This window comes from Neorhizobium sp. P12A (genome assembly GCF_008365395.1).
In the GTDB taxonomy this organism is placed as follows: domain Bacteria; phylum Pseudomonadota; class Alphaproteobacteria; order Rhizobiales; family Rhizobiaceae; genus Rhizobium.
The window spans coordinates 10,999-37,469 of the sequence record NZ_QOVX01000004.1 but is presented as its reverse complement, the minus strand read 5'-3'; the positions used below and the strand labels follow the sequence as shown (position 1 = coordinate 37,469).

Here is a 26,471-nt window from a genome sequence, read left to right as displayed (position 1 = left end):
CGCGCCTGGTTCGTAGGATAGAGCAAGGTTCACTCTGAACGCGGTCATCCTCTTAAAGACTGGAAATCCCATGCTGGTCAGCCTCGTCTCGATCGCCAGTCTCATGTTGTCAACGCTGTTGATGATGATTGGCTACGGTCTCATGAACTTCGTCGTGCCGATCCGCTCTGTCGCGGAAGGTTGGTCGACCTTCACGATTTCCTGTATCGCAACGGGCTACACGTTCGGGTTCACGATCTCGTGTATCATTACGCCCAAATTCGTCCAGCGCGTCGGTCACGTCAGGGTTTTCGGGGCGCTGATATCGCTGCTCTGCATCGGCGTTCTGCTTTGTGCGCTTATGGTGGATTGGCGCGCCTGGATCGCCTTCCGCTTCATTAGCGGTTTCGGCATAGCGGGAAGCTATCTCATCATTGAAAGCTGGCTCAACGAGCGTGTCACCAACGACAACAGGGCGACGATCTTTTCCGTCTACATGATCACCTGCCTTGTCGGGTCGATCGGCGGCCAATATCTCGTTCCGCTCGGCGATCCCAAGACAACCTATCTCTTCATCCTCTGCGGCGTCATCTTCTCGCTTGCCATGTTGCCGACGGCCCTGTCGACGGCGCAATCACCGACGCCGATCGCCCAGGCCAAATTCGACCTGCCGAAACTATACCGGCTGTCGCCGATCGCCTTCGTCGGCTCGCTTCTGTCGGGCGCTCTCTCGGGCACCTGGAGCAGCCTGGGCGGTGTCTACACGCAGAATATCGGGATGAACACGGCGCAGGGCGCCACGCTTCTCTCCTGCGTTCTGGCGGGCGGCGCGGTTTCGCAAATGCCGATCGGGCGCATTTCCGATATGATCGACCGACGCATCGTCATGATCGTCTGCGGCGTGGTCGGTGTCGTCGCCTGTGTTTCGATGACGCTCCTCAGCGTGGAGTCGCAGGTCGCTCTCTATATAGGCGGCTTCTTCGTGGGCACGATGCTCTACCCGATCTATTCCATCAACGTCGCCCATGCGAACGATCGCGCCGCGCCGGACGAATATGTGACCATATCGAGCGGCATCATGATCCTTTACGGTCTCGGAACGGTTTCCGGACCGCTCGTCGGCGGCGCCTTGATGCAGTTTGCCGGCCCCCCCGGACTTCTGTGGTTCCTTGCCCTCGTCTTTGCATTTTACGCCGGCTATGCCGGCTGGCGCATGGCAATGCGCAAGGCGAATGAAGGCCGGATCGAAAAGACGGGCTTTCAGTCCCTGCCCATTCCGGTCCGGGGGACCGATGCGACGCCACGTTCCGCGATATCGCCAAGCGAATAGTTAGCCGCCCACCGGCGGCAGCACGGCTGCGTTCAATTTCCGGTGAACAGACGGCGACTTCGGCCACAAATAAAACTTGCGGTAACCCTGCCAGCAAAACTTGGAAACTCCGTCGAGAGGCTTTAAGTTTAGTTCAGAATTTAATGTAATTGTACCAACAGAAGTCTCCATCCGACGTCTTACCCCGAAGAGCAAAACCGGGGACGGCAGGCCTGACCAGGAAACACCATGCGCACAGATACCGGCCAGATCATTAATCTGGCAGACTACCGTCCCACCGATTTTGTCCTTGAACGCGTGGATCTCACCTTCGAGCTCGATCCCACCGAAACCAAGGTCGAAGCCCGGCTGATCTTCCATCGCCGCGAAGGCGTCGAGCCGAGTGCTCCGCTTGTTCTCGATGGCGATGAACTCACGCTCTCCGGTCTCCTGCTCGACCAGTCGGAAATTCCGGCCGAGCAATATACGGTCCTGCCGGAAAGCCTGACCATTCGCGATCTTCCGGCGACGGCTCCGTTCGAAGTGACGATCACCACGATCATCAATCCGGAAGCCAACACCCAGCTGATGGGGCTTTATCGCACCGGTGGCATCTACTGCACGCAGTGCGAAGCGGAAGGTTTCCGCCGCATCACCTATTTCCCGGATCGACCCGATGTATTGGCGCCCTATACGGTCAATATCATCGCCGACAAGGCTGCGAACCCGTTGCTGCTGTCGAACGGTAATTTCCTCGGCGGCGCCGGCTATACCGAAGGCAAACATTTTGCGGCCTGGTTCGATCCGCATCCGAAGCCGAGCTATCTCTTCGCACTGGTCGCCGGCGATCTCGGCGTCGTGGAAGACACTTTCACCACGATGTCGGATCGCGAAGTCGCCCTGAAGATCTATGTCGAGCACGGCAAGGAGCCGCGTGCAGCTTACGCCATGGACGCGCTGAAGCGCTCCATGAAGTGGGACGAAGAAGTCTTTGGCCGCGAATATGATCTCGATATCTTCATGATCGTCGCCGTCTCCGACTTCAACATGGGCGCGATGGAGAACAAGGGCCTCAACGTCTTCAACGACAAGTACGTCCTTGCCGATCCCGAGACCGCGACCGATCAGGACTACGCCAATATCGAGGCGATCATCGCGCATGAGTATTTCCACAACTGGACCGGAAATCGCATCACCTGCCGCGACTGGTTCCAGCTCTGCCTCAAGGAAGGCCTGACGGTCTACCGCGACCACGAATTCTCCGCCGACCAGCGCTCGCGCCCGGTCAAGCGCATTGCCGAAGTGCGGCACCTGAAATCCGAGCAGTTCCCGGAGGACAGCGGTCCGCTCGCCCATCCGGTCCGCCCGACGAAATATCGCGAGATCAACAACTTCTATACGACGACGGTCTACGAAAAGGGCAGCGAAGTCACGCGGATGATCGCGACCTTGCTCGGCAAGGACATGTTCAAGAAGGGCATGGATCTCTATTTCGAGCGCCATGACGGCCAAGCCGTAACGATCGAGGATTTCGTCGCCTGCTTCGCCGACGTCAGCGGCCGCGATCTCACCCAGTTTTCGCTCTGGTACCACCAGGCCGGAACGCCGCTGGTCACGGCATCCGGCAGCTATGATGCCGCCGCCAAGACATTTTCGCTGTCGCTCGAGCAGATGATCCCGGCAACGCCCGGCCAGTCGTCCAAGGAGCCGATGCATATCCCGCTGCGCATGGCGTTGCTTTCCGAAGACGGTTCGCTGATGACGCCAAGCTCGGTTACCGGCGCGGAACTGACCGACGATGTCTTGCATCTGACAGACCGCACGCAGACTGCGGTCTTCCACGGCATCCCGTCGCGCCCGGTCCTGTCGCTCAACCGCAGCTTTTCGACGCCGATCAACCTGCATTTCACGCAGAGCGCCGCCGACCTGGCGCTGGTCGCGCGCTTCGAGACCGATCACTTCGCTCGCTGGCAGGCGCTGACCGATCTGGCGCTGCCGAACCTCTTGCAGAGTGCCCGCGACGCCCGCCAGGGCGCGCCCGTGACCTGCGATCTCGCCTTCATCGATGCGCTGCTGGCAGCTGCCTCGGACGAAAGCCTGGAACCTGCCTTCCGCGCACAGGCTCTGAGCCTGCCGAGCGAAGCCGACATCGCGCGCGAACTCGGCAGCAACAATGACCCTGATGCCAATCATGCCGGACGTCAGGCGGTCCTCACCCAGATCGCCGAAGCCGGAAAGGACATCTTCGCCGCGCTTTACGAGAGCACGCAGACCCCGGGCGACTTCAGCCCGGATGCAGCCAGCGCCGGCCGCCGGGCTCTGCGCAATGCCGCACTCTCCTATCTGTCGCTCTCCGACAACGCAGCAGCCCGTGCCAAGGCGGCGTTCGACGCCGCCAACAACATGACGGATCTCAGCGCCGCGCTGACGATCCTTGCCCATCGTTTCCCGGATTCGCCGGAGGCGCAGGAGGCGCTGTCGACCTTTAGGGATCGTTTCGAAAGCAACGCGCTCGTCGTCGACAAGTGGTTCGTGATCCAGGCAGGCATTCCCGGCGCAGGCGCGCTCGAGCGCGTTCAGAGCCTGATGGAAAGCCCTCTCTTCAAGCGCACCAATCCCAACCGTGTGCGCGCCCTGATCGGCACTTTCGCGTTCGGCAACCCGACGGGCTTCAGCCGTGCCGACGGCGCCGGATATCGCTTCCTGGCCGACGAAATCCTCGACATCGACAAGCGCAATCCGCAGCTTGCCGCACGCATTCTGACCTCGATGCGCTCATGGCGGTCACTGGAATCAGGTCGTGCCGACCATGCACGTTCAGCCCTGATGCAGATCGATCGCGCGGCAGATCTTTCGACCGACGTGCGCGATATTGTGGAGCGCATTCTCAAGGAATGAATCGGCGCTTGCATGAGTGATTCGCAAGGCGGGTGTTTTTACATCCGCCTTTTTTCGTTGAGCCTTGCAACAATCGTTACGGTGCCGACTCGTTCGCGAAGAAAATCGTGCGCGTGCAAACAGTTAAGAAAGTTTTACCGCAGGCTCTGGACAAGGCGAATCAGCAATGATTCATTACGACAGGTTCGGGCGAGCGGCGCAGCGAATCATACGAGGGACAAGGCTAACGAGATGGTGGACGTGCGGCGGGCAACCGCAGCCGATGGGCGGCTGCGTGTCAATTTCGGCGGGCTGAAATCGTGGCATGGCGGCCTTTCCAGCCGGACGGGGTTGAACGCCGCCGCTGTCTCACGGCGCTTTCCCCAGATCGAACTCATCCTGAGACGTGCCATCCCCATCCTGATCGTTGCCTTTCTTGCTGTCGTCGCTGCGTCCCGCATGTTCGGCATGATGACGGAGCATTCGCGGATAGAGTCGGCTTCGCGGCATGCAACGTCGCTCTCCGCTGCGGCCGCATCCGCCGCCTTCTCCAATGATCCCGGTCTGTTTCAGGCCGCGGATCGTGGATCGGCCGAAAAAAGACTTTCCACCTATCTGCCGCAAGACCGGCTCGACGGCGGTGCCTTCATCCTCCTTGTGCAGGCGAGCGGTCGGGTCTTTGCCTCATCCGCAGCGGGCTCGTCCTATGTTGGTCTTTCGATTTCCGATTTCTTTCCCGAGGTTTCGGCCATCCGTCACTTCGGCGACCGCGCAGGCGTGATAGAGACAACGATCGCCGGCGCTCCCTACTACGCGGCAATCTCCCTCATCGGCGACCGCGGCGACTTCATCATCTCGGCGGCGTCGCTTAACCAGATTGACGAGCTCTGGCGGCAGGAACTGACCCTCAACGTCACGCTTTTCGCCGGTATCTCGTCCATCCTTCTCGTCATCCTCTATGCCTATTACACGCAGGTCCGCCGCGCCCGAGATGCGGACGAGATTTTCCTGGAATCCAACCTGCGCGTTGAAACCGCCCTGTCGCGCGGTCGCTGCGGGTTGTGGGATTTCGATTTTTCCAGCCGCGAATTCTTCTGGTCGCGATCCATGTACGACATGCTCGGCTTGCCGGCATCCGACAAGACGTTGTCCTTCGGCGATGCGGCGCGGCTGATGCATCCGAACGACAACAGCCTCTACAAGCTCGCCCGCACCGTCGCCAAGGGCAATGCCGGCCAGGTCGATCAGATCTTGCGCATCCGCCACGCCAAGGGCCACTACGTCTGGATGCGGGCTCGCGCCCAGGTCATCCGCACCAATTCCGGCCGCGTCCACATGATCGGCATCGCCATGGACGTGACAGAGCAGCATCGGCTGGCGCAACGCTATGCAGAGGCGGACCAACGTTTGGCCGATGCCATCGAATGCACGTCCGAGGCCTTTGTCCTCTGGGACAAGAACGACCGGCTGGTGATGTGCAACGCCCACTATCAGCAGGCCTACGGGCTGCCCGACAACGTGCTCGTTCCGGGCACCGAGCGTTCGGTTGTCAATGCGGCGGCGGCCCGCCCCGTCATCGAGCGACGCATCGCCGATCCGGATCGATCCGGCTACTCGCAGACAACAGAAGTGCAGCTCGCCGACGAGCGCTGGCTGCAGATCAACGAGCGCCGCACCCGCGACGGCGGCCTCGTCTCGGTGGGCACCGACATCACCCTCCTCAAGCGCAACCAGGAGCGCCTACGCGAATCCGAGCGCCGCCTCATGGCGACGATCAACGACCTCTCAGCGTCGCGGCAGATCCTTGAACGCCAAAAGGCCGAGCTTTCCACGGCCAACACCAATTATCTGGCCGAAAAGGATCGTGCCGAGGCGGCAAACAAGGCGAAATCCGAATTCCTCGCCAACATGTCGCATGAGCTTCGCACGCCGCTCAATGCCATCCTTGGGTTCTCCGAAATCCTGCAGAACCAGATGTTCGGTCCGCTCGGCTCCGGGAAATACAATGAATATGCCAAGGATATTCATGACAGCGGCAAGCATCTGCTGAACGTCATCAACGATATTCTCGACATGTCGAAGATCGAAGCCGGTCACATGAAGCTCTTCTGCGAAAAGATCGATCTCGCACCGCTGATCGAGGAATGCCTGCGCTTCACCTCGGTTCCTGCTGCCTACAAGGATATCGTCGTCGAGCAACGCATCTCGTCGGATATCAAGCTGGTCGCCGATCGGCGCGCCATGAAGCAGATCCTGCTCAACCTTCTCTCGAACGCCGTAAAATTTACCAACAATGGCGGACGGATCGCTGTACGCACACGGGAAACCCGGAACGGCGTGGTATTGACGATCGCCGATACCGGCATCGGCATTCCGAAATCGGCTCTCGGCAAGATCGGCCAGCCCTTCGAGCAGGTTCAGAGCCAGTATGCCAAGAGCAAGGGGGGCTCGGGTCTCGGCCTTGCGATCTCCCGCTCGCTCGCCTCGCTGCACAATGGCCGCATGAAGATCCGCTCATGGGAAGGCCAGGGGACGGTGATTTCCGTCAGCATTCCCGACCAGGGCAACGGCCGGACCCCCGCCGTTTAGAGCATTTTCGCTTTTCTTCGAATCGCGGAAACGCTCTACCTATTTGATTTGACGCAATTTCGGACGCAAAACCGTGGCACGCTTTTGCTGGAATTGCTCCCATTTCATGCAGCGACGGTCCGCTGAAAGACAGCACGCACCGCCTTCGACAGCCGCCGCAGCTCTGCTTCCAGCGTCCTGATATCAGGGCAATCCCCTGCCCGGCAAACCAGCTCGATCAAGCCCGCCGGCGCCTTTTCCGGATCGAAGGGACCGTCGACACACAGGCGAATAAGCTGCGAAAGATCCGTATAGAGCCGCAACGCCTCCAGGCAAAGATCGAGATCATTTCGATCCATCAGCCGCTCGCCCAGCTGCCGCAGCGCCTCATCGGTGCTGACGCCGTTGGTATTCAGATGCAGGGCTTTCGCGGGCGCGATCAGTCGCAGATATTGCGCGATAAACTCGATATCAATCAGCCCGCCGGGAATGAGTTTCAGATCCCAAATACTGGCCGGCGGCTTCTCCTTCTCGATCAGCGCCCGCATCTCGGCGACGTCTTTGGTGATCTTGGCCAAATCCGGTTGAGTAGACAGCACCTCGTCAATAACGCGCTCTGCATCACTGATGAGACCGGCGTCGCCGCATAGAAGACGGGCGCGGCTCAGCGCCATGTGCTCCCAGGTCCAGGCTTCCTCGCGCTGATACTTCTCAAAGGAGTTGATGCGGGTCGCGACAGGGCCCTTGTTGCCCGATGGTCGCAAGCGCATGTCGACCTCGTAAAGCACGCCTTCTGCAGTTGGGGCGGACAGCGCGGAAATCAGCCGCTGGGTGATGCGCGTGAAATATCGTGTTGCATCCAATGGCTTGGCGCCATCGGAATCGTCCGCGGCATCATCATAATCATAGAGCAGGATGATATCGATATCGGAGCCGGCCGTCAGCTCGAAGCTGCCAAGCTTGCCCATTCCCATCACGGCCACGCGGCCGCCTGGATAATTGCCATGCGCTGCCCTGATCTCCTTCAGAACGGCATCAAGCGCGGCTTCGACGATCAGGTCTGCCAGATGGGTGAAGGCATGCGCGGCCATGGCGCCGTTGATCGAGCCTGTCAGCAGGCGGATGCCGATCAGGAAGCGCTGCTCGGAGGCGAAGATGCGCAGCCGGTCGAGCGTTTCCTCATAATAGCGCGCCGGCGCCAGGAACCCCTTGATCCGCTCTGCCAGATATTCCCGCGTCGGCAATTCTGCCATCAGGCCGCGATCGAGCATGCCGTCGAAGACATGCGGCTTGGCCGCGATGATCTCGGCGAGGCGCGGTGCTGACGACATGATGTTGACGATGAGGGACAGCAGCGCCGGATTGTTGCCCAGGAGCGAGAAAAGCTGGATGCCGGCCGGCAGTCCGGAAATGAAGTTGTCGAAACGCAGCAAAGCCTCGTCAGCCCGCTTGCTTTCGCCGAAGACGCGAAGAAGTTCCGGTATCAGTTCCGTCAGCCGCTCGCGCGCCTCGACCGATTGCGTGGCGCGGTAACGGCCGTAATGCCAGGTGCGGATGACCTGAGAAATGTCGGAGGGCCTCTCGAAGCCGAGCCTGCGAAGGGTCTTGAGCGTATCGGGATCATCCCCCTGCCCGGTGAAGACAAGGTTGCCCGTCTCCGTCGACAGCCTCGCCTCCTGCTCGAAAAGCTGGGCGTAGCGATGCTCCACGATCCTTAGAATGGACACGAGCCGTTCGGAAAAACTCGACGTGTCATCGAAACCCATCATGAAGGCGATGCGCTTCAGCTCTACCTCCGTTTCGGGCAGAAGGTGGGTCTGCTCGTCGCGGACCATCTGGATGCGGTGCTCGACATCGCGCAGAAACCAATAGGCCTCTATCAGTTCGTCGCGTGTCTCGGCATCGATCCACTTTGCCTTGGTGAGCTCTCCCAAGGTCTGCTCGGTCGCGCGGGACCGCAATGCCGGCATTCGCCCGCCGGCGATCAGCTGCTGCGTCTGGACGAAGAATTCGATCTCGCGGATACCGCCTCGCCCGAGCTTGACGTTGTGGCCTTTCACCGCAATGGCGCCATGTCCCTTGTGGGCGTGGATCTGCCGCTTGATGGAGTGGATGTCGGCAATCGCGGCATAGTCCAGATATTTGCGGAAGACGAAAGGCACGAGGTCGCGAATGAAGGCGGCACCCGCGTCGAGATCGCCGCCAACAGGGCGCGCCTTGATGAAGGCCGCACGCTCCCAGTTCTGGCCCCTGCCCTCGTAATAGATCATGGCCGCATCGACGGGGATGGCGAGCGGGGTTGAGCCGGGATCGGGCCGCAGACGAAGGTCGGTGCGGAAAACATAGCCATCGGCCGTGCGCTCCTGAAGGATGCGCACTAGGCGCCGCATCAGCCGCGGGAAAATGTCGATCGCATCGTCGGGATTGGGAACGATGCCCGCCGTTTCATCGAAAAAGACAACGAGATCGATGTCGGATGAATAGTTCAACTCTTCCGCGCCAAGTTTTCCCATGCCGAGAACGATGACGCCGGAGCCTGTGCTCGGAGCGGAGGGATCGGGGAGCACGAGCTTGCCGCCTTCGTGCGCCGACAGGAGCAGGTGATCGATGGCGGCGGAAATGGCAGCTTCCGCCAACGCGCTTAGCCACCAAGTCGTCATGCGGCCATCGAAGATACGGGCGAGATCCGCAAGCGCAATCAGGAAGGAAGCCTTGCGCTTGGCGATGCGCAGGCGGCTCATCACATCCGATTCCGAGGGCGACCCTGCGCCTTCGGAAGGAAGCCACGCCCGCCGCGCCTCAGCGACCAGTTGCTCGATCTGCGGTTCCAGTGGCTCGCTGATGGCGGCTGCCAGCAAAGCGGGATCGAGATTGGCCATTTCGCGCAGATGCGGCGACAGGGTCAGAACGCTGACAATGAAATCGCGCAGAGGCATTGCACCATCGACAAGGGCGGCGACCGCCGGCTCCGTCGCGCCGATAGCCTTCAGATCGGCCAGCGCAGATTTCGCCTCCGTCTGGTTGAGAGGCCGCAGCAGCGCGGATGGAACGTCCTGAATGCGATGATCGGATTTCGTCATGCGGCTTTTCCGATTGATGGGACAATGGCGGAAGCCGCAGGAGGAATCACGAAGCGGCCTGCAGCCTAAACTAGGGCCAGCTTTCGTTTGCGCCAATAGTGGACTTGGCCGGAACGCCGACACATCAAGCAGGACGGCTCAGGCGGCCTTTGCGGGAAATACCATGCTGGCCGTCAGGCCCCGCGCAACCATATTCTCGGGATCGGTATCAGAGAGTTGCAGCTTGCCGCCGTGAAGCTCCATCACGGCCTCGATCAGGGAAAGGCCAAGCCCCGTGCCAGGCTTAGAACGGCTTTCGTCCAGCCGATAGAAGCGCTTGATGACGTCCTCGCGGCTCTGTTCGGGAACGCCGGGACCGTGATCGGCGACGCAGAGATGAACGCCATCCGGCTTGCGCGCCAGCCTCAACACCACTTCCGGCTTGCCCGCGCCGCCGGGCGCGTATTTGACCGCATTGTCGATGAGGTTGAAAATCGCCTGGCCGATCAGTTCGCGGTTGCCCTGCACCTCGACGCTGGGCTCGATATCCGTTGTCAGCGACAGGCCCGCCTCTTCGGCAACCGGCTCGTAGAGTTCGGCGGTATCGGCAACGATCGAGGAGATATCGACCGCCGTCATCTCCGCCGCAACCGACCCTGCCTCGACGCGGGAAATCATCAAGAGCGCGTTGAAGGTGCGGATCAACTGATCGGATTCGCCGATGATGCCCTCGAGCGCGATGCGACGCGCCTCGTTGTCGCGGGTTTCAAGCGCGTCGGCCGCCTTGTTGCGCAGCCGGGTCAGCGGCGTCTTGAGGTCGTGGGCGATGTTGTCCGAAACCTGACGCAACCCCTCGTTCAATTTCTCGATGCGCTCCAGCATATTGTTCAGCGATCCGGACATGCGATCGAACTCGTCGCCCGATCCGCCGACCGGCAGACGCTGGGAGAGATCGCCGGCCATGATCTTGCGGCTGGCGTCGGTCATCCGGTCGATGCGCTTCAGCGCATTGCGGCCAATGCCGAACCAGATGACGAGCGCGCCGAGCCCCATGATGGCAAGCGCCAGCATCAGCGCCTGGCGGACAAGCAGACGGAAGCGCTCGGGTTCGCCGAGGTCGCGGCCGATCAGAATGCGCAAACCGTTATCGAGGGTGAAGATATTGGCGAGCGCCAGATGCCGCCGCTCCGCTCCGGTATCCGTATAGCGCTCATAGAGGAAGGGAATTTCCGTCCAACCGGCGTCGTCGAACACGCCCGGCTGTACCGAAGCGACGTTGCCGGCCAGGATGTCGCCGGAGGGGCTGGCGATGACATAGAGATTGGCGCCCGGCTGTCGGGAGCGACGCTCCATGGTGCGCAGCAGGAGATTGAGTCCGCCCGCGTCATAAGCGCGCTTGACCTGGTTCACTTCCTGCTGGACGGCGTCACGGATCTGTCCGGTCAGCAGACGCTCGGACATGGCCGTTACATAGAAGACAAGGGTGGCTGCGCAGAGCGCAAACAACAGGATATAGAGGGCGGAAAGGCGGACTGCGGTGGACTTGAAGAGGACGCGGAAGCGACTCATCCCTCGTCCTTGATCATATAGCCGGCACCACGGATCGTCTTCAGGATGGGCTGGTTGAAGTCCTTCTCGATCTTCGAGCGCAGACGGGACACGTGGACGTCGATGACATTGGTCTGCGGATCGAAGTGGTAGTCCCAGACATTTTCGAGCAGCATGGTGCGCGTCACCACCTGACCGGCATTCTTCATCAGATATTCGAGCAGACGGAACTCGCGGGGCTGCAGGAGGATCTCCTTGCCGCCTCGCCGAACCTCGTGGGAGAGCCGGTCGAGTTCAAGATCGCCGACGCGATAGAGAACATCCTGATCCGGAGATCCCTTTCTGCGGCCGAGGACTTCGACGCGGGCGAGAAGCTCGCTGAAAGCATAGGGCTTCGGCAGATAGTCGTCTCCGCCGGCGCGCAGGCCGGTCACACGGTCATCCACCTGACCGAGGGCGGAGAGGATGAGGACCGGGGTGTGCACGGCCTTGCGCCGCAGCTCGCTGATGACGGAAAGTCCATCGCGGCGCGGCAACATGCGGTCGATGACGATGACGTCATAGGTGTTTTCGGTGCCCATGAAGAGGCCGCTCTCGCCATCGCTGGCGTGATCCGCAACAATACCGGCCTCACGAAACGCCTTGGTCAGATAGGCAGCCGCTTCGAGGTCATCTTCGATAATCAGAATCTTCATGTGCGTGACATTACCTGCCGGTCCCGCTTCTGCACAACCGGATTCGGAAGGCTCGATAACGTGCTGACTACCTGTGGTCATCTTTTCACCCATGAACTGATTATCGATCGCAAGACCCTAGAGCATTTCCGCTTTTCTTCGAAACGCGGAAACACTCTATCTCTTTGATTTGACGCAATTCCGGACGCAAAACCGCGTTACACTTTTGCTGGAATTGCTCTAAGCAAAGAGCCGCGCAAGCCGTCAGCCTGCGCGGCTCCTTTTCATTAAATGGGACTGAAATCAGCCCTGACCGTTGATCGAAAGCGCGACGAAGCGGCTTCCGTCATTCGACTGGATCTGGAAGAGCGCCCGGGTGCGGCCGTTCTTCTTGGCATCGTCGATAGCCTTGGCGATATCCTGGGCGTTGGTGACGTCCTGATTGTTGACCGAGGTGATCTTCTCGCCTTCCTTCACGCCCTTGTCGGCGGCATCGGAGTCCGGATCGACGGAGGTGATGGCAACACCCTTGCCGTCATCCGACGGGCCGACTGCCAGGCCGAGATCGGCAAGAGCCTTCTCGGAAGCCGGCTGCTGCGGCTGCGGCTGCTGCTGATCCTTGTTGTCATCGGAGGCCTGGTTCTGGTCTGCCGGCAGCGTGCCGAGATCAACCGTAACCGACTGTGCCTTGCCACCGCGCCACAGCGAGACTTCCACCTTGGAGCCCGGCTGCATCGCACCGATGCGGCGGGCGAGATCGCGCGGATCCTTGACGGTTTCGCCATTGACCGCCGTCACGACGTCGCCGTTCTTGATGCCGGCCTTCTGGCCCGGAGAGCCATCCTGCGGGGAAACGACCAGCGCGCCGCTTGCCTCGGACAGACCGACGGATTCGGCGATATCCTTGGTGACGGGCTGGATCTGTACACCGAGCCAACCGCGGGAAACATTGCCCGACTTGATCAGGTCGGCCACGACGCTCTTTGCAGTCGTGGACGGGATTGCGAAGGCGATGCCGACGCTGCCGCCCGACGGCGAGAAGATGGCGGTGTTGATCCCGACGACTTCGCCGTTCAGGTTGAAGGTCGGACCACCGGAGTTGCCGCGGTTCACGGCGGCATCCACCTGGATGTAATCGTCATAGGGGCCGGAGCCGATATCGCGGCCACGGGCCGAAACGATACCTGCGGTGACCGTGCCGCCGAGGCCAAAGGGGTTGCCGACGGCCACGACCCAGTCGCCGACGCGAACCTTGTCGTCATCCGCCCACTTGACGTAGGTGAACTTGCGCTTGTCGTCGACCTTCAGGACGGCGAGGTCGGTGCGCGGGTCCTTGCCGATCAGCTTGGCATTGAGTTCGGTACCGTCGTTCATCACGACGACAAATGCCGCGCCATCCGAGACGACGTGGTTGTTGGTGACGATATAGCCGTCTTCGGAGATGAAGAAGCCGGAGCCCTGGGCGACAGGACGCAGACGACCCTTGCCTTCGTTCTGGCCCTTCTGCTGGTTCTGCTGGTTGTGACCGTTCTGCTCCTGGCCGAACTGGCGGAAGAACTTCTTCAGCGGATGATCATCGGGGAGTTCATCGAAACCACGGCCGAGGCCGAAGGAATCATCGTCATCCGCAACGGGATTGACGCGGGATTCAACGCGAACTGAAACGACGGCCGGCGAAACGGCATCAACGACATTGGCGAAGCTCGGAACCTGGGGAGCCTGAACGCTGACAGCGTCGGCATAAGACTTGGTGATTTCGAGCGGAATACCGGTCGCCAGAACGGCGACAGCCAGACCAGCAACTGCCGAAGCCTTCACGGCGGTGCTGCGGGACAAACGGTCCTTAATATTCCTGAACATGTGGGTACCTTCTCTTCTCTCGTCTGATTTTTATTGGACCGGTGAGACCGGCGGCGATCAGTTGATAGTGCGAATATAGGAAGTCTGAGGTTACAGCGAACTGTCTGAGGAATGAAAAGTTCGTAATGTGGCGGAATGTTGCGCTGACGGTAAAATTCCTCGAGCGAACGTTACTTGCCGAGTATTTCGTCCAGGCGCGTTTCCTCCTCCGCCGTCAGCCGGGTCCCTGTCGGCTTGCCGGCACGGCGCCTTGCGAAGACCACCAGGGAAATGCCGCCGAGGACGAACAGCGCGATCGGCGCACCCCAGAGCAGCCAGGTCTTTTCGCTGAAACGCGGCTTCAGCAATACGAACTCGCCATAGCGCGAGACGATGTAATCCACCACCTGCCGGTCGCTGTCGCCGTCCACCAGACGCTTGCGCACCAGAAGACGCAGATCGCGGGCGAGATCGGCGTTGGAATCATCGATCGACTGGTTCTGGCAGACCATGCAGCGCAATTCCGCAGAAATCGTCCGGGCACGCGCCTCGAGGGCCGGATCGGGCAGGACTTCGTCGGGATTGACAGCGAAGGCTGGCAGCGGGGAGAGAAGCGTGAGCGCCAGCATGAAAAGAAGTGCGAGCCACCGCTGGAGTTGGACCCGCCTCCTCATTCCGCAGGCTCCACCACGGGCACGACCGCGGCCTTCGCAGCCCTCGTCCGCCTGCTCGGCGCGCCCACGCGAAGACGGCGGTCGCTGAGCGAGACGATGCCGCCCAATGCCATGATGATTGCGCCGCCCCAGATGCAGATGATGAACGGCTTCCACCAGATGCGAACGACCATGCCGCCATCCTTGCTGGCATCGCCGAGCGAAACATAGAGCTGGTTGACGCCAAACGTCAGGATGCCGGCTTCCGTGGTCGCTTCACGCCGCGCGGTAAACAGGCGCTTGGCCGACGAAACCTCGGCAACCGCCACGCCGCCGCGGATAACGGTGAAGTGGCCGCGGTCCTCGGTGAAGTTCGGGCCGACGCCGGCCTGCATGCCGTCGAAGCGCAGCGTATAGCCGCCAAGCTCCGCCGTGCCGCCTGGCTTCATTTCAGTGATATTCTCCGTCTGGAAGGTGGAGACGGCGACGATGCCAAGGACGGTGACGCCGAAACCGGCATGGGCGAAAGCCGTGCCGAAAGCCGAACGCGGCAGGCCGCTCAAGCGGCGCCATGCGACGTCCAACGAAACCTTGCCGACGCCGGCACGAAACCAGAGATCGGCAACTGCGCCGAAGATCAGAAAGAAGCCTGCGGCGAGACCGAGGATCGCCAGAACCGGGCCGCCATGCTTGACGTAGAAAAGCACCAGGCCGGCGATGAAAGCCAGGATCGCCGCGACGTAGAGGCGCTGCATCGCGCCCAGCAGATCGCCGCGCTTCCAGGCAAGCAACGGCCCGAACGGCACGGCCACCAGAAGCGGCGTCATCAACAGGCCGAAGGTCAGGTTGAAGAAGGGCGGGCCGACGGAAATCTTGTCGCCATTCAGCGTTTCCAGCGCCAGCGGATAGAGCGTGCCCGTCAACACCGTGCCGCAGGCGACCGTCAGGATGAGATTGTTCAGCACCAGCGCGCCTTCGCGCGAAATTGGCGCAAACAAGCCCCCCGACGTCAGGACCGGCGCGCGGAAGGCGAAGAGCGACAGCGCGCCGCCGATGAAGATCAGCAGAATGCAGAGAATGAAGACGCCGCGGGTCGGGTCGCTGGCAAAGGCGTGAACCGAAGTCAGCACGCCGGAGCGGACGAGGAACGTGCCGAGCAGCGACAGGGAGAAGGTCAGGATCGCGAGCAGCACCGTCCAGATCTTTAGCGAGTCACGCTTTTCCATGACCAGCGCCGAGTGCAGCAGCGCCGTGCCGGCAAGCCAGGGCATGAAGGATGCGTTTTCGACCGGGTCCCAGAACCACCAGCCGCCCCAGCCGAGCTCGTAATAGGCCCAATAGGAGCCCATGGCGATGCCGAGCGTCAGGAACGTCCAGGCGGCAAGCGTCCAGGGCCGCACCCAGCGAGCCCATGCCGCATCGATGCGACCTTCCATGAGTGCCGCAACAGCAAAGGAAAAGCAGACCGAGAAGCCGACATAGCCGAGGTAAAGCAGCGGCGGATGGATCGCCAAGCCGATATCCTGCAGAACCGGATTGATATCCTTGCCCTCTGCCGGCGCCGGATCAAGGCGAAGGAAGGGATTTGAAGTCAGCAGGATGAAGACGAGGAAGGCAACCGATATCCAGGCCTGCACCGATAGTACATTGGCCCTGAGAGTATCCGGCAGATTGCGGCCGAAGAGCGCAACGAGCGCGCTGAACAGCGACAGGATCAGCAGCCAGAGCATCATCGAGCCTTCGTGATTGCTCCAGACGCCTGACACCTTGAAGATCACCGGCACCAGCGAATGCGAATTCTCCCAGACGTTTGCGACGGAGAAGTCGGAAACGAGATAGGCGTAGGTAAGGACGCCGAAGGAGAAGACGACCAATCCGAACATGGCGAAGGAGCCGGGAATGGCAACGTCCATCATCGACTGGTCCAGACGTCTGGCGCCGAGTGCGGGAACGATCGAGACGATGATCGCGGTCGCCAGTGCCAGAACCAGCGCGTAATGCCCGAGTTCGATGATCATTGGCTTGCTTCCTCGCCCTTCCAGACACCATCAGCCTTCAGCTTGTCGGCGACTTCTTTCGGCATATAGCGCTCATCATGCTTGGCGAGCACGCTATCGGCAACGAAAACATTGCCGCCGGGTTCAAACTTGCCCTCGGTAACGACGCCCTGTCCCTCGCGGAAGAGATCAGGCAGGATGCCCGTATATTTGACGTTGACCGTGTCCTTGCCGTCGGTCACGGCGAACTGCACCGTCGTTCCGTCGCCGCGGACAACGCTGCCTTGTCCGACAAGCCCGCCGAGCCGAATCAAGGTACCGGGGCTGACGGGATTCTTGGCAATGTCGGCCGGCATGTAGAAATAGGCGACCGACTGGCTGAAGGCGAACATGACGAGCAGCACGGCCGCAATGATGAAGCTCATGCCGCCGCCGATCACGGCCAGACGTTTCTGTTTACGGGTCACCGCTGCGTCTCCTCCGTCGCAACACCGAGTTCCTTTCCGAGCGCCAGAAGCTGCTGCCCCTGCCCGCCATCGGCCGGGAAGGCCGACAAGCCGCGCTTTAATGCATCGGCCGCGCGGTCCTTGTCATTCAGCACGGCATAGGAGCGGATGAGGCGCATCCAGCCTTCGAAATTGTCGGGATTTTGGCGGAGTTTGGCATCGAGACTGTCGACCATGCCGCGGATCATCTGCTGGCGGTCGCCCGAATTCATGGTGTCGGCGGTCGCGACCTCGTCGGCGCTCGGATTGCCCGGAGCATCCGGATTTGCGGCCGCAATCTCGGGCGTGCCGCCGTTCTTGGCGATATGCTCGTTGACGAGCGGCAGCCAGGGCGCACCGGCGGGCGATGCCTTGGCAAGAGCGACAAAGGCGTTCTTCGCATCCGCCTGCTTGCCATCCTGCTCCAAAGCCAGCGCCAGATAGAATTCGGCGCGCGGATTGTTGGGCTCCAGCGACAGCGATTGTTGCAGCGCCTGCCGCGCATCCGCCGTCACGACGCCATCGGAGGCCGCAATGAGGGTTTCCGCCAGACCTCCGAGACGCTCGGGAGTAGGGCCCAACAGGCGAATGGCATTGCGATAAGCAAGCTCCGCATCGCCGACGCGCATCGACTTGAAATATATCGGGGCAAGAATATCCCAGCCCTTACCGTCGTCGGGGTGTTCGGCGAGATGCCGTTCCGCCTGGGCGACAAGCACGGCCATGTCGTTGCCCGGATTTTTCACGCGCGCCGACAGCGGCTGCGACGGCAGGCCCGGATTGCCGACCGTCAAGTAAAGACAGAGCCCGATGGCGGGCAATAGAAGGATGATGAAGGCCTGCGTGAGACGATAGGTCGATGCGCGAGCCGGCTTGCCGGCGACCGGCTGGGCAGTCGAAACGGCAAGCAGCCGGCGGCCGATTTCGGCGCGGGCATAGGCTGCTTCCTCCGGGGTGATCAGGCCGCCGGTGAGATCGCGATCGAGTTCGCGAAGCTGGTCTCGATAGACCGCAGCCTCGCCGGCACGGCCACCGTCTGCCGCCTTTGCTGTGCGCAGAAGCGGATAGAGCAAAACGGCGCCGACACCCGCCGTCAGAACGGCCACGAGAATCCAGAAGAGCATAGACGCCCAATACTTTACCAGGGCGCTTATTCCAACCGTGAAAGCGGAAATGACGAAGATTTGAGGCGTTTGGCCGCGATTTTTGGGCGTGACCGAGAAGACCTGGAGGAGAGAAGCCGGGACGTTCGCCCGCCCTTGTCGCTCGCCGTTTTCGTGTTATCCGATGCGGGTGTCATTCGGCGGGGGCGATTCTGTGGCAGCAATTCCATCAAAGCTCAAGGCTGGCGATCGGGTGCGCTTCGTATCGCCGGCGAGTACGCCCGAACGGGAAGGCATTGCTCGTCGCGCGGAGATATTGGAGAGTTGGGGGCTGAAGGTCGATTTCGGCCGACATGCCTTCGAAAAGAAGGCCTATCTGGCCGGCACGGACGAGGAGCGGCTGGCCGATCTCAACGAGGCCATCAACGATCCGGAAATCCGGGGGATATTTTCGACGCGTGGCGGCAAGGGATCCTACCGGATCGCCGATCGCCTTGACTTCGATGGTGTTCAAAAGGATCCCAAGTTCCCCATCGGCTTCAGCGACATCACGATGCTGCACCTGAGCCTCTATAAGCGCTGCGGATTGATCGGCCTTCATGGCGCACTGGCGGCGGAAGAGGATGGCAACTTCAGCGCGGAGAACAGCGAAGCTCTTCGCAGGGCGCTTATGCAGCCGGGTTTTGCCGCGGTTCTTTCAAGGCCGGAGGAGCCGACCTCGGCGCTGACGACCGGGGGAACTGCTAATGGCAGATTGATCGGGGGAAATCTCGATATGGTTGCGATGGCTGTCGGATGGGCGCTGCCTGATCTCCGCGGCGCGATATTGCTGCTCGAAGTGGTCAATATGCACATTGGTCAGGTCGATCGCCAGCTGACGATGCTTCGCAAGGCGGGTCATCTCAACGGACTGGGAGGTGTGGCGCTCGGTCAATTCACCGGTTTCGATCTGAAGAGCGATTTTTCGGTCATCAACCTGCTCCGCGAGCATCTCGACGCTCTCGACGTGCCTGTGCTGGGCGGATTGCCTCTAGGACATGGAAGCAGGCCCTTGGTCGTGCCGATCGGCACTACAGCCCGGCTGGACACCGCAGCTGGAACGCTATCATTTCCAGATTGATAGGCGTTCGACGGTCCTCAGTTCAGCAGAGACCACGTCCCATCGTCATTGCGGCAGGCAGCGCCGCGCGCTTGGGTCTGGTTGCCGCTGACGGTCACGGTATGGGTATATTGGCGGCAATTCTGCGAGCCGACCTGATAGGGTGCTGCGGCCACGACCTGGCCGCTGACGCCCCGACCGCTCCAGACGACAGGCTGGCCGCCCGGGGCAGCTTCCAGAGCGCGATACTCCGCTTCAAGCGCGCGCTGCTGATCGCTATCGCTCAATTTCACGCCCGTACGGCCGACAATGCCGCCATCCAGCGCCTTGATATAGGGGGCGGATGGGCTCGGCTTTGACGGAGAAAGCAGGCTGAGGCTTCCACCTGTCCCGCTTGTTCCGTGCGTCGTGTTGCAGGCGGAAAGGGCGGCCATGACAAGAAACAGGCTTGCGGTCGTACGTGGTATGCAGCGATTCATGCAATTCAACCAGATTGGGGGGACGAACCGGGTTAACGTATACTGCGATGCGGCATCCTCATGATGCGCTTCGCCTTTCTGTCATTAGAGCGAGTGTCACGCAACATCCTTCGTCACTCCCGGCAGAATAAGACTGGCCCTTAAGCCACCCCATGTGCCGCGGGAAAGCTCCAGCCTCCCCTGATATTCATTGGTTATTTCGCTGACGATCGAAAGACCGAGGCCTGTGCCCGGCTTGCTTTCGTCCAGACGGCGGCCGCGCTTCATCGCTTCGCGAATCTGGTCCGGCTCCAGTCCGGGTCCGTCATCCTCGACGACAAGTTCGACCCAGGATTTTCGAGCCGGATCGATGCCCCTCACCTCCGCGGGCGCCTCGCTGGCTGCGACACGAACCTTGTGCTCGGCAAAGCGGGCGGCATTTTCGAGCAGATTGCCAACTGTCTCCTCCAGGTCCTGCTGCTCCATCGCAAGCGCGAGGTGTGGCGTGACTGACAGCTCGAACTCCTTGTCGGCATTCAGGCGACGCATGACGCGCACCAATCGCTCAAGAGCCGGCTCGGCATCGGTGCGCGCAAGCACGGACTCCCGTTGAGCGGCGATGCGGGCACGGTTGAGATAGGACTGCACCTGCCCTTGCATGGATTCGGCCTGATGCTTCACGAGATCGCCATGGGAGCGCTCGAGCACCCGCGACTCGTTGAGCAATACGGCAATGGGGGTCTTCAGCGAATGCGCCAGATTGCCGACCTGCATGCGCGCCCGCTCGACGATGCGCCGGTTGCTGTCGATCAACGCATTGACTTCGTTGGCGAGGGGAAGGATTTCGCGGGGGAATTCCCCCTCCAGCCTTTCGCGATCGCCGGCGCGGATGCGCTCCAATGCCCGACGCGCCTTATCGAGCGGCCTGAGCCCGTAAAGAATGGCGAGCGCGTTGACGATCAGGCTGCCGACACCGAAGCCGGCCAGCGCCAGATAGAGGCTGTGGGAAAAGGTGCGCACATCGTCCTCGACGACGGCGATATTGCCGGTAACGCGGAAGCGCGCAGCGCGGCCGTCGGTATCGAGCACCACCTCGGTTTCCGCAACCTGAACGTGATTTCCGAAAGCATCCGTGACGATGTAATAGCGCTCGTAGTTCTTGTCGAACGGTGCCTCAAGCACTGATAGGACAGGGAGGGTCGAAGCGCCGAGCGACGGGGAGACGAGCGGGGCCGCCGTATAAGTGCCCAGGGGCTCGACCATCCAGTACCAGCCGGTCTTCGGCTGGGCGAAACGCAGGTCGCCGAGCTGCGGGCTGCCGGCAAGGGCACCCTGGTCGCCGATCGTCACTGAATTGATGACGTTATAGAGCTGGGCGCGCAGCAGATCCTGAAAGCCGCGCTCGGCGCTCTTGCGATAGAGCGTCGAAATGACAAGACCGATCACCACGAGCGCTACCGCCGACCACAGCGTGGTCAGCAGCAGCACACGCGCGGTGAGCGATTTAATTCGCAGTGGACGGGGCTTGGATTCGATAGCCTAGTCCTCGCACGGTCTCGATCAGGTCCACGCCCATCTTCTTGCGAAGGCGGCCAACGAAAACCTCGATCGTGTTGGAATCGCGGTCGAAATCCTGGTCGTACATATGCTCGACCAGCTCCGTGCGAGAGACCACCTCGCCCTTGTGATGCATGAGATAGGCTAGGAGACGATATTCATGAGAGGTAAGCTTGAGCGCCTTGCCGTTGACTGTCGCCTTCGAACTCTTGGTGTCGAGGCGAACAGGGCCGCAGACGATTTCGGAAGACGCATGGCCGGCAGCGCGGCGGATCAGCGCGCGGATGCGGGCGAGCACCTCTTCGACATGGAAGGGCTTGGCGACGTAATCGTCGGCGCCTGCGTCGATACCGGCGACCTTGTCGCTCCAGCGGTCGCGCGCCGTCAGAATGAGAACAGGCATGCTGCGGCCGGCAGCACGCCATTTTTCCAGCGCGGTGATCCCGTCCATTTCGGGCAAGCCGATATCGAGGATGATCGCGTCGTAAGGCTCGGTTTCGCCGAGAAAATGGCCCTCTTCGCCATCGAAAGCGACATCGACAACATAGCCGGCCTCTTTCAAGGCCTCGGCAAGCTGACGGTTCAGGTTGATATCGTCTTCAACTACGAGAATGCGCATGTTTCCGCCCAATTTCTGCCGATTCGCGAGGCCTCTGCGGAGCTTACTACATCGGCACCTTCACGGTCACCTTGCGTGGCCGCTGGCCGTTGCCCTGGACGAGAACGGTGATGACACAGCTGTCACCGGACGGTTGGGCGGAAAGAAGCTGTCCCCCGGTCTTGGCGACAACCTGGGCGGCAGCATCGCTGCAATCGCCGCCGGCGCGCGCGACCAAGGTCGGCGTCGTCACCGGCAGCACAGCCGACCCCGCCGTAATGGCGGCCGCTGCTGCTACGCTCAAGAGTGATGCCATGCTCATACTTCCACAGGGACATTAACTTGAGCGAATATGTACCCAAACCCGCCTGAATGGCAAATGAATGGGTGGTAACTTTCTCTTGGGCAACCGCTCGACCGGGTATCCGGCTATCAGCTTGATTTAATGGCGGAAGTTGCCGTCACTCGGCCGTAGACTGCGACCAGACTGCCCACCGCACCGGCGATTGCGACCGCCGAATCGGCGATGGTGGATTGATCCGCCGCGCCGACCTGAATGCCGGTGAATTGCAGCACCGAAGCACCAAGCGCGAGCAACGCGCCCCACACGGTTTTCGAAAGATACCACTGCTTGACGTCTTCCATGGAACACTCCTTTTTGGGTTGGAAGCTAGGGGGTGACGATCGCAACCGCCGGGATGCCAAGCGGCACGCGCTGGCCCATCTGGGCGACGATCACCTGAAGTCGAGATTGTTTCGCGCCGAAATCGGCGAGCTCATCGGCCGCGGAATAAAGCCATGTCGGCTGCGTCACCTCGACCTGCCGGATGACCGCGCCGTTTCGTATGATCTGCAGCTGGTAACGCTCCGTCGGCTCATCGAGCGGGATATCCGGCGGGATCCAGTTGTCGGCGTCGATCCGGCCGCGCCTGATCCAGCTGATCGCTGTCGCGCCACTATCGTCGCGGCTAGCCGTGATATGAACGGGAGACAAAGGCGTTTGCGCGCGCAGCCCGCCTTCGAAGGCGAAGGGACCTGCCATGCCCTTTGCGCCGGCCGCTTCGGCGATCCAGTTGAGGGCAAGGCCCATTTCCTCGCTGGCAAGCCCAAGCGGCTGGACTGCATCGTCGAGAAAGACAATCGTCGCGCCCGCTTCAGCGCCTGATACCATCGCGTCTTCGGTGCCGGCGAGCCCGCGCAGCAGGCCCGTGAGCTGCCATCGATTGGCGGCAATCTCTTCCGCGTTCAGAAAGGCGCCGATCTCCCAGGTGCCGCTCATCGTCTGCAAAGCGAAGAGATTGCCGCCGTTCAGGACCGAAAGCTCGGGCAGTGAACTCAGCCCATCGAAGGGCAGATCAAGGAGGAGCGGCTGTGACCAGTCGAAACGACCGCTCACACCCGCAACAACGGGCGCGACCAAGCTGCCGATCTTCGCCGGCTTGTCGAGGAGAACCCGCGTTGCATAGCCCTCCGATGATGGAGAAGCGGAAAGCATCGTGGTTCGCCACGGTTTCGCATAGACCGCCCCGCGGGCAAAGCTCGAGGCATCGCCGCTTGAAAATTGCGACAGGTCCATGAGCTCGACGATCGGGGCAAACAGGCTGGAAGCGATGCCGGAGGAATTCCGGCCGGATCGGCTGCTCTCGACGGCGACGCCGCCGGCAAGCGGCGCGAACTCACGCGCCTCAATCTTGCGTGACGTGCCATCCTCGATGCGGGTCACAAGAAAGCGGCCATCCGGCCCATCCTCAATATCAAGTACATCGCCGGGTTGAACGGCGATCTCGGTCGGCGCAAGGGAAAGTGTCAGCGAGCGGCGCGAGATGCGGTTGTCGCGCAGCAGAGCCTCAGCCGCCGCCAGCGCGGCTTCCTCCGGCATGGTTGCGCCGAGGTCATAGCGCAGGGTGCGATTGGATGAGGACGGCGCCCGGCGCGATCTGACGCTCGATTGCTCATAATCCGCGTCGGGATCGAAGAAGGTGACGATCGCGTCTGCGGCATAATCGCTGTCGTGGCCACGGACCTCCTGCCAGAGCGGCTGATTGTCGATATCGGCAACCGTCGCAATCGGAATGGCTGGCAGGCTGGCGCGTGTGCGCGAGCGGAAGCGCAATACGCTGCCATCCTCTATCACGTCGATCTGGAAAACCTCCAGCAGCGGATCGATCAGGCTGCGGGCGGAGGTGACGTCGCCCTGGACGTAGCCGGTCAGATCGCCAGTAACCTCCGAGACGTCGAAATCGGTAAAATTCTGATCCCGCAGGATTGCCGCGATAATATCGGCCAGCGTTCCGGAGCCGAGCCTGCCGTTCAGCCAATGGCCAGTACGCCAATTGCCGCCATCGCTCCAGATCGACGTATCAAGCGGAAAGGCGGGATAGGGCCGTGCATCCCAGGTCCAGACGAATATGTGGTCGGGATCGACCATGCCCGAGGGTGCAGGAGCGCTGCTCCAATGGTCATGATGCGCTTCGAGGAAACGGCGCTGCATGCTGTCGGCGCGCATGCGGTTGGAGAAATAGGGTGCGGCCGACTCTACGGACTTCGGATCGAGGAAGACATTCGGCTGGTTGGCGCCCTTGTCGATGGCAGGGCAGCCGAGCTCGGTGAACCAGATAGGTTTGCTGCGCGGTGACCACGCCGTCGTAGCGGCATGTTCGGTGCCGCCTGTGCGCTCGTGATGTGGATTGGACCACCAGCTTTCGATATCCTTGTAGCGGAACGTCCAGGGCTTGCCCGCCAGACCATCGGAAATAACAGATCTCTTGCGATCGAAGCGGTCCGCATCGCTCGCATAATACCAGTCGAAGCCCTCGCCGCTGGTGATACCCGCATCCATGGCCGCGAGATCTTCCGGCATCTGGAAGCCGTCGGGATTGAGCGCCGAGAGATCGTCGTCGCGCCAGTCGGCCAGCGGCATGTAGTTGTCGATGCCGATGGCATCGATATCAGGCGAGGCCCAGAGCGGATCGAGATTGAAATAGACGTCGCCACTGCCATCGGCGGGGTGATAGCCGAAATATTCGCTCCAGTCGGCGCCGTAGGTCAGTTTTGTCCTCGGCCCGACCACTGCCTTGATATCGGCCGCCAGGGTCGCAAGTGCCTGTACGAACGGAAAGCTGCCGCTGCTATCGCGCAGTTGCGTCAACCCGCGCAGTTCGGAGCCGATGATGAAGCCATCGACCCCGCCGGCGGCTGCGGCCAGATGGGCATAGTGCAGCACCAATCGCCGATAGCCTTCATCGACGCCGTGATAGGCGATGGATTGCCCGTTCACGGAGAAATCGCCGGCTGACGCGCTGCCACAGAAGGCCGCGATCTGCGCGCCGGCAGCGCTGGTGCGGTCGGCCGTGCCGGGCTGACCAATCGCGGGGAAACAGGTGATTCGCCCTCGCCAGGGATAGGTGGCCTGTCCAGCGCCACCATTGGGATCCGGCAGCCCGTTACCGGCCGGGATATCCATCATCAGGAAGGGATAGAGGCAGACTTTCAGCCCGCGCGCCTTAAGGTCCGCAATCGCCTGAAATACGCTGAGGTCGTCTGGTGTGCCGCCATAGGCAGGCCCGCCATCGCTGAGGCTGATCAGATGGGCATCGGCGCGCAAAATGCCGGACACCGACCAAGGACTGCTTTCGCTATCGCGCGCATTGGTCTCGATACCTGGCGCGATGCGACAGTTGCCGGCGCGCAGATCGGTTCCGAACCAGGCGACGACGAGCGCCACGCTTTCGAGATTGGGGCAAAGGGCGGTGAGTTCATCCAGCGAGGCCTGCCAATCCGTGGAGGCCGTCAGCACGTTGCGGTTCATGACCCGGGCGCTGCCGGCGCCGGTCTTCTCGGTCACATCAGTGGTGGCGTAGCCATGTTCCGTCGAGCCGGGGATGAGGGTTACCGCACGGAGCTGGTTCTCGAGCCGGCCGATCGGACGCACGACCTCGAACTGGAAGAGCGGAATACGATTGCCATAGGGGTCGAGCGGCAAATGATCGAAGACGACATAGGCAAGGCCGCGATAGGCCGGCGCATCCCCCGCCCCCTGCTTCGCCTCGATCAGCGGGTCCGGCAATTGCGTTTCGCTGCCAGTGTAAACCCGCATCTCGATTTCGGTGAGATCGATCTCCTTGCCATCGGCCCAGACACGGCGGATGCAGGCGATCGGCCCTTCGCAGAGACCGATCGCGACATTGGCGAAATAATGGAAGGTCTCGACCTTGGGGCCGGTCGCCTTGCCGCCGGTACGCTCCGTCGACACCTCTTCCTCGAAGCGCGTCGCCCAGATCAGCGTGCCGCCGAGGCGCGCGCTGCCATAGAGACGGCTGATGCCCGTGCCTTCATCGGCGCCCGGAATGCGCGCAGTCGAAAGCCGCGCGCCCGATATCGTTTGGCTGCCGTTGATCAGCGTCTTATCCAGAACGCTGCCGGCAAGAGCTCCTGCAGCCTGGCCGATGATCGCGCCGACAGGACCGAGCACGCCGCCGAGCGTTGCGCCGGCCGCCGCAAAGAGAATGGTTGCCATTGGGGCTCCTGAAAAACGGCGCGTTCACGCGCGAATAGTTCGCGCCGACAGACGGTCGGCTTGAAAATGCTCTTTAAAATTGCACTAAATTGGAGCGATCGAGCGCTGAAACAGCGCGTGCCGCACGGGCCGGCATATCGGTGAATAGACCG

General features: G+C 61.4%; 18 protein-coding genes. 4 read left to right on the top strand and 14 right to left on the bottom strand.

Translation table 11 applies throughout. From position 1 onward, the window contains the following. Nucleotides 1-70: 70 nt before the first annotated feature. From DTW90_RS14480 to DTW90_RS14470, 3 genes are all read left to right on the top strand, one after another. Nucleotides 71-1,309, top strand: coding sequence for an MFS transporter (locus DTW90_RS14480; RefSeq protein WP_149339186.1), 1,239 nt, complete (start codon nucleotides 71-73; stop codon nucleotides 1,307-1,309). 228 nt (nucleotides 1,310-1,537) lie between these two features. Further along, nucleotides 1,538-4,186, top strand: a complete 2,649-nt coding sequence (pepN, locus tag DTW90_RS14475; RefSeq protein ID WP_149339184.1) for an aminopeptidase N — start codon at nucleotides 1,538-1,540, stop codon at nucleotides 4,184-4,186. Between the two features lie 231 nt (nucleotides 4,187-4,417). Then, a complete protein-coding gene (locus DTW90_RS14470) occupies nucleotides 4,418-6,754 on the top strand; it encodes a PAS domain-containing sensor histidine kinase (protein WP_149339182.1) in 2,337 nt (778 codons plus the stop codon). Nucleotides 6,755-6,858: 104 nt separating this feature from the next. On the opposite strand, the gene DTW90_RS14465 is transcribed toward DTW90_RS14470, so the two are convergent. The 8 genes from DTW90_RS14465 to ccmI all read right to left on the bottom strand — a co-directional run bounded on the left by DTW90_RS14465 (nucleotide 6,859) and on the right by ccmI (nucleotide 18,112). Next, a complete protein-coding gene (locus DTW90_RS14465; RefSeq protein WP_149339181.1) occupies nucleotides 6,859-9,813 on the bottom strand; it encodes a bifunctional [glutamine synthetase] adenylyltransferase/[glutamine synthetase]-adenylyl-L-tyrosine phosphorylase in 2,955 nt (984 codons plus the stop codon). A gap of 138 nt (nucleotides 9,814-9,951) precedes the next feature. After that, complete coding sequence (locus DTW90_RS14460; protein WP_132517386.1) at nucleotides 9,952-11,361, bottom strand: ATP-binding protein; 1,410 nt, start codon at nucleotides 11,359-11,361, stop codon at nucleotides 9,952-9,954. Then, complete coding sequence (locus tag DTW90_RS14455; protein ID WP_132517388.1) at nucleotides 11,358-12,116, bottom strand: response regulator transcription factor; 759 nt, start codon at nucleotides 12,114-12,116, stop codon at nucleotides 11,358-11,360. The genes DTW90_RS14460 and DTW90_RS14455 overlap by 4 nt, the downstream gene beginning before the upstream one ends. Before the next feature lie 201 nt (nucleotides 12,117-12,317). Continuing rightward, nucleotides 12,318-13,874: a Do family serine endopeptidase gene (locus DTW90_RS14450; protein ID WP_132517390.1), complete on the bottom strand. Its 1,557-nt coding sequence runs from the start codon at nucleotides 13,872-13,874 to the stop codon at nucleotides 12,318-12,320. 170 nt (nucleotides 13,875-14,044) lie between these two features. Beyond that, nucleotides 14,045-14,482: a cytochrome c-type biogenesis protein gene (locus DTW90_RS14445; protein WP_149339588.1), complete on the bottom strand. Its 438-nt coding sequence runs from the start codon at nucleotides 14,480-14,482 to the stop codon at nucleotides 14,045-14,047. 41 nt (nucleotides 14,483-14,523) lie between these two features. Next, nucleotides 14,524-16,524: a heme lyase CcmF/NrfE family subunit gene (locus tag DTW90_RS14440; RefSeq protein WP_149339179.1), complete on the bottom strand. Its 2,001-nt coding sequence runs from the start codon at nucleotides 16,522-16,524 to the stop codon at nucleotides 14,524-14,526. Further along, nucleotides 16,521-16,970, bottom strand: coding sequence for a cytochrome c maturation protein CcmE (gene ccmE, locus DTW90_RS14435; RefSeq protein ID WP_132517394.1), 450 nt, complete (start codon nucleotides 16,968-16,970; stop codon nucleotides 16,521-16,523). Before ccmE ends, DTW90_RS14440 begins: the two co-directional genes overlap by 4 nt. Next, nucleotides 16,967-18,112: a c-type cytochrome biogenesis protein CcmI gene (gene ccmI / locus DTW90_RS14430; RefSeq protein WP_149339177.1), complete on the bottom strand. Its 1,146-nt coding sequence runs from the start codon at nucleotides 18,110-18,112 to the stop codon at nucleotides 16,967-16,969. Before ccmI ends, ccmE begins: the two co-directional genes overlap by 4 nt. 193 nt (nucleotides 18,113-18,305) lie before the next feature. On the opposite strand from ccmI, the gene DTW90_RS14425 reads away from it, so the two are divergent. Next, a complete protein-coding gene (locus DTW90_RS14425) occupies nucleotides 18,306-19,211 on the top strand; it encodes an LD-carboxypeptidase (RefSeq protein WP_246664950.1) in 906 nt (301 codons plus the stop codon). Between the two features lie 17 nt (nucleotides 19,212-19,228). On the opposite strand, the gene DTW90_RS14420 is transcribed toward DTW90_RS14425, so the two are convergent. From DTW90_RS14420 to DTW90_RS14395, 6 genes are all read right to left on the bottom strand, one after another. Next, nucleotides 19,229-19,669, bottom strand: a complete 441-nt coding sequence (locus DTW90_RS14420; RefSeq protein WP_149339174.1) for a hypothetical protein — start codon at nucleotides 19,667-19,669, stop codon at nucleotides 19,229-19,231. A 96-nt stretch (nucleotides 19,670-19,765) separates the two neighbouring features. Beyond that, nucleotides 19,766-21,163: a HAMP domain-containing sensor histidine kinase gene (locus DTW90_RS14415; protein ID WP_132517404.1), complete on the bottom strand. Its 1,398-nt coding sequence runs from the start codon at nucleotides 21,161-21,163 to the stop codon at nucleotides 19,766-19,768. Further along, nucleotides 21,153-21,824, bottom strand: coding sequence for a response regulator transcription factor (locus tag DTW90_RS14410; protein ID WP_132517406.1), 672 nt, complete (start codon nucleotides 21,822-21,824; stop codon nucleotides 21,153-21,155). The genes DTW90_RS14415 and DTW90_RS14410 overlap by 11 nt, the downstream gene beginning before the upstream one ends. 46 nt (nucleotides 21,825-21,870) lie before the next feature. Then, entirely contained in the window at nucleotides 21,871-22,119 is a 249-nt protein-coding gene (locus DTW90_RS14405) for a hypothetical protein (RefSeq protein WP_132517408.1), read from the bottom strand. A gap of 116 nt (nucleotides 22,120-22,235) precedes the next feature. Beyond that, the gene (locus DTW90_RS14400) at nucleotides 22,236-22,448 is read right to left on the bottom strand and encodes a hypothetical protein (protein ID WP_149339172.1); all 213 of its coding nucleotides are present in this window, start codon (nucleotides 22,446-22,448) and stop codon (nucleotides 22,236-22,238) included. Between the two features lie 25 nt (nucleotides 22,449-22,473). After that, on the bottom strand, nucleotides 22,474-26,319 hold the full coding sequence (locus tag DTW90_RS14395) for a glycoside hydrolase/phage tail family protein (RefSeq protein ID WP_149339170.1): 3,846 nt from the start codon (nucleotides 26,317-26,319) through the stop codon (nucleotides 22,474-22,476). Between the last annotated feature and the right edge of the window lie 152 nt (nucleotides 26,320-26,471).

What these genes read in the sequence shown, in the direction of transcription:
- DTW90_RS14465 (WP_149339181.1), bottom strand. Translation starts at nt 9,813, where the DNA reads ATGACGAAATCCGATCATCGCATTCAGGACGTTCCATCCGCGCTGCTG.
- DTW90_RS14460 (WP_132517386.1), bottom strand. Translation starts at nt 11,361, where the DNA reads ATGAGTCGCTTCCGCGTCCTCTTCAAGTCCACCGCAGTCCGCCTTTCC.
- DTW90_RS14445 (WP_149339588.1), bottom strand. Translation starts at nt 14,482, where the DNA reads ATGCTGGCGCTCACGCTTCTCTCCCCGCTGCCAGCCTTCGCTGTCAAT.
- DTW90_RS14450 (WP_132517390.1), bottom strand. Translation starts at nt 13,874, where the DNA reads ATGTTCAGGAATATTAAGGACCGTTTGTCCCGCAGCACCGCCGTGAAG.
- DTW90_RS14395 (WP_149339170.1), bottom strand. Translation starts at nt 26,319, where the DNA reads ATGGCAACCATTCTCTTTGCGGCGGCCGGCGCAACGCTCGGCGGCGTG.
- DTW90_RS14480 (WP_149339186.1), top strand. Translation starts at nt 71, where the DNA reads ATGCTGGTCAGCCTCGTCTCGATCGCCAGTCTCATGTTGTCAACGCTG.
- DTW90_RS14410 (WP_132517406.1), bottom strand. Translation starts at nt 21,824, where the DNA reads ATGCGCATTCTCGTAGTTGAAGACGATATCAACCTGAACCGTCAGCTT.
- pepN (WP_149339184.1), top strand. Translation starts at nt 1,538, where the DNA reads ATGCGCACAGATACCGGCCAGATCATTAATCTGGCAGACTACCGTCCC.
- DTW90_RS14405 (WP_132517408.1), bottom strand. Translation starts at nt 22,119, where the DNA reads ATGGCATCACTCTTGAGCGTAGCAGCAGCGGCCGCCATTACGGCGGGG.
- DTW90_RS14470 (WP_149339182.1), top strand. Translation starts at nt 4,418, where the DNA reads ATGGTGGACGTGCGGCGGGCAACCGCAGCCGATGGGCGGCTGCGTGTC.
- DTW90_RS14455 (WP_132517388.1), bottom strand. Translation starts at nt 12,116, where the DNA reads ATGACCACAGGTAGTCAGCACGTTATCGAGCCTTCCGAATCCGGTTGT.
- DTW90_RS14440 (WP_149339179.1), bottom strand. Translation starts at nt 16,524, where the DNA reads ATGATCATCGAACTCGGGCATTACGCGCTGGTTCTGGCACTGGCGACC.
- ccmI (WP_149339177.1), bottom strand. Translation starts at nt 18,112, where the DNA reads ATGCTCTTCTGGATTCTCGTGGCCGTTCTGACGGCGGGTGTCGGCGCC.
- DTW90_RS14420 (WP_149339174.1), bottom strand. Translation starts at nt 19,669, where the DNA reads ATGAATCGCTGCATACCACGTACGACCGCAAGCCTGTTTCTTGTCATG.
- DTW90_RS14400 (WP_149339172.1), bottom strand. Translation starts at nt 22,448, where the DNA reads ATGGAAGACGTCAAGCAGTGGTATCTTTCGAAAACCGTGTGGGGCGCG.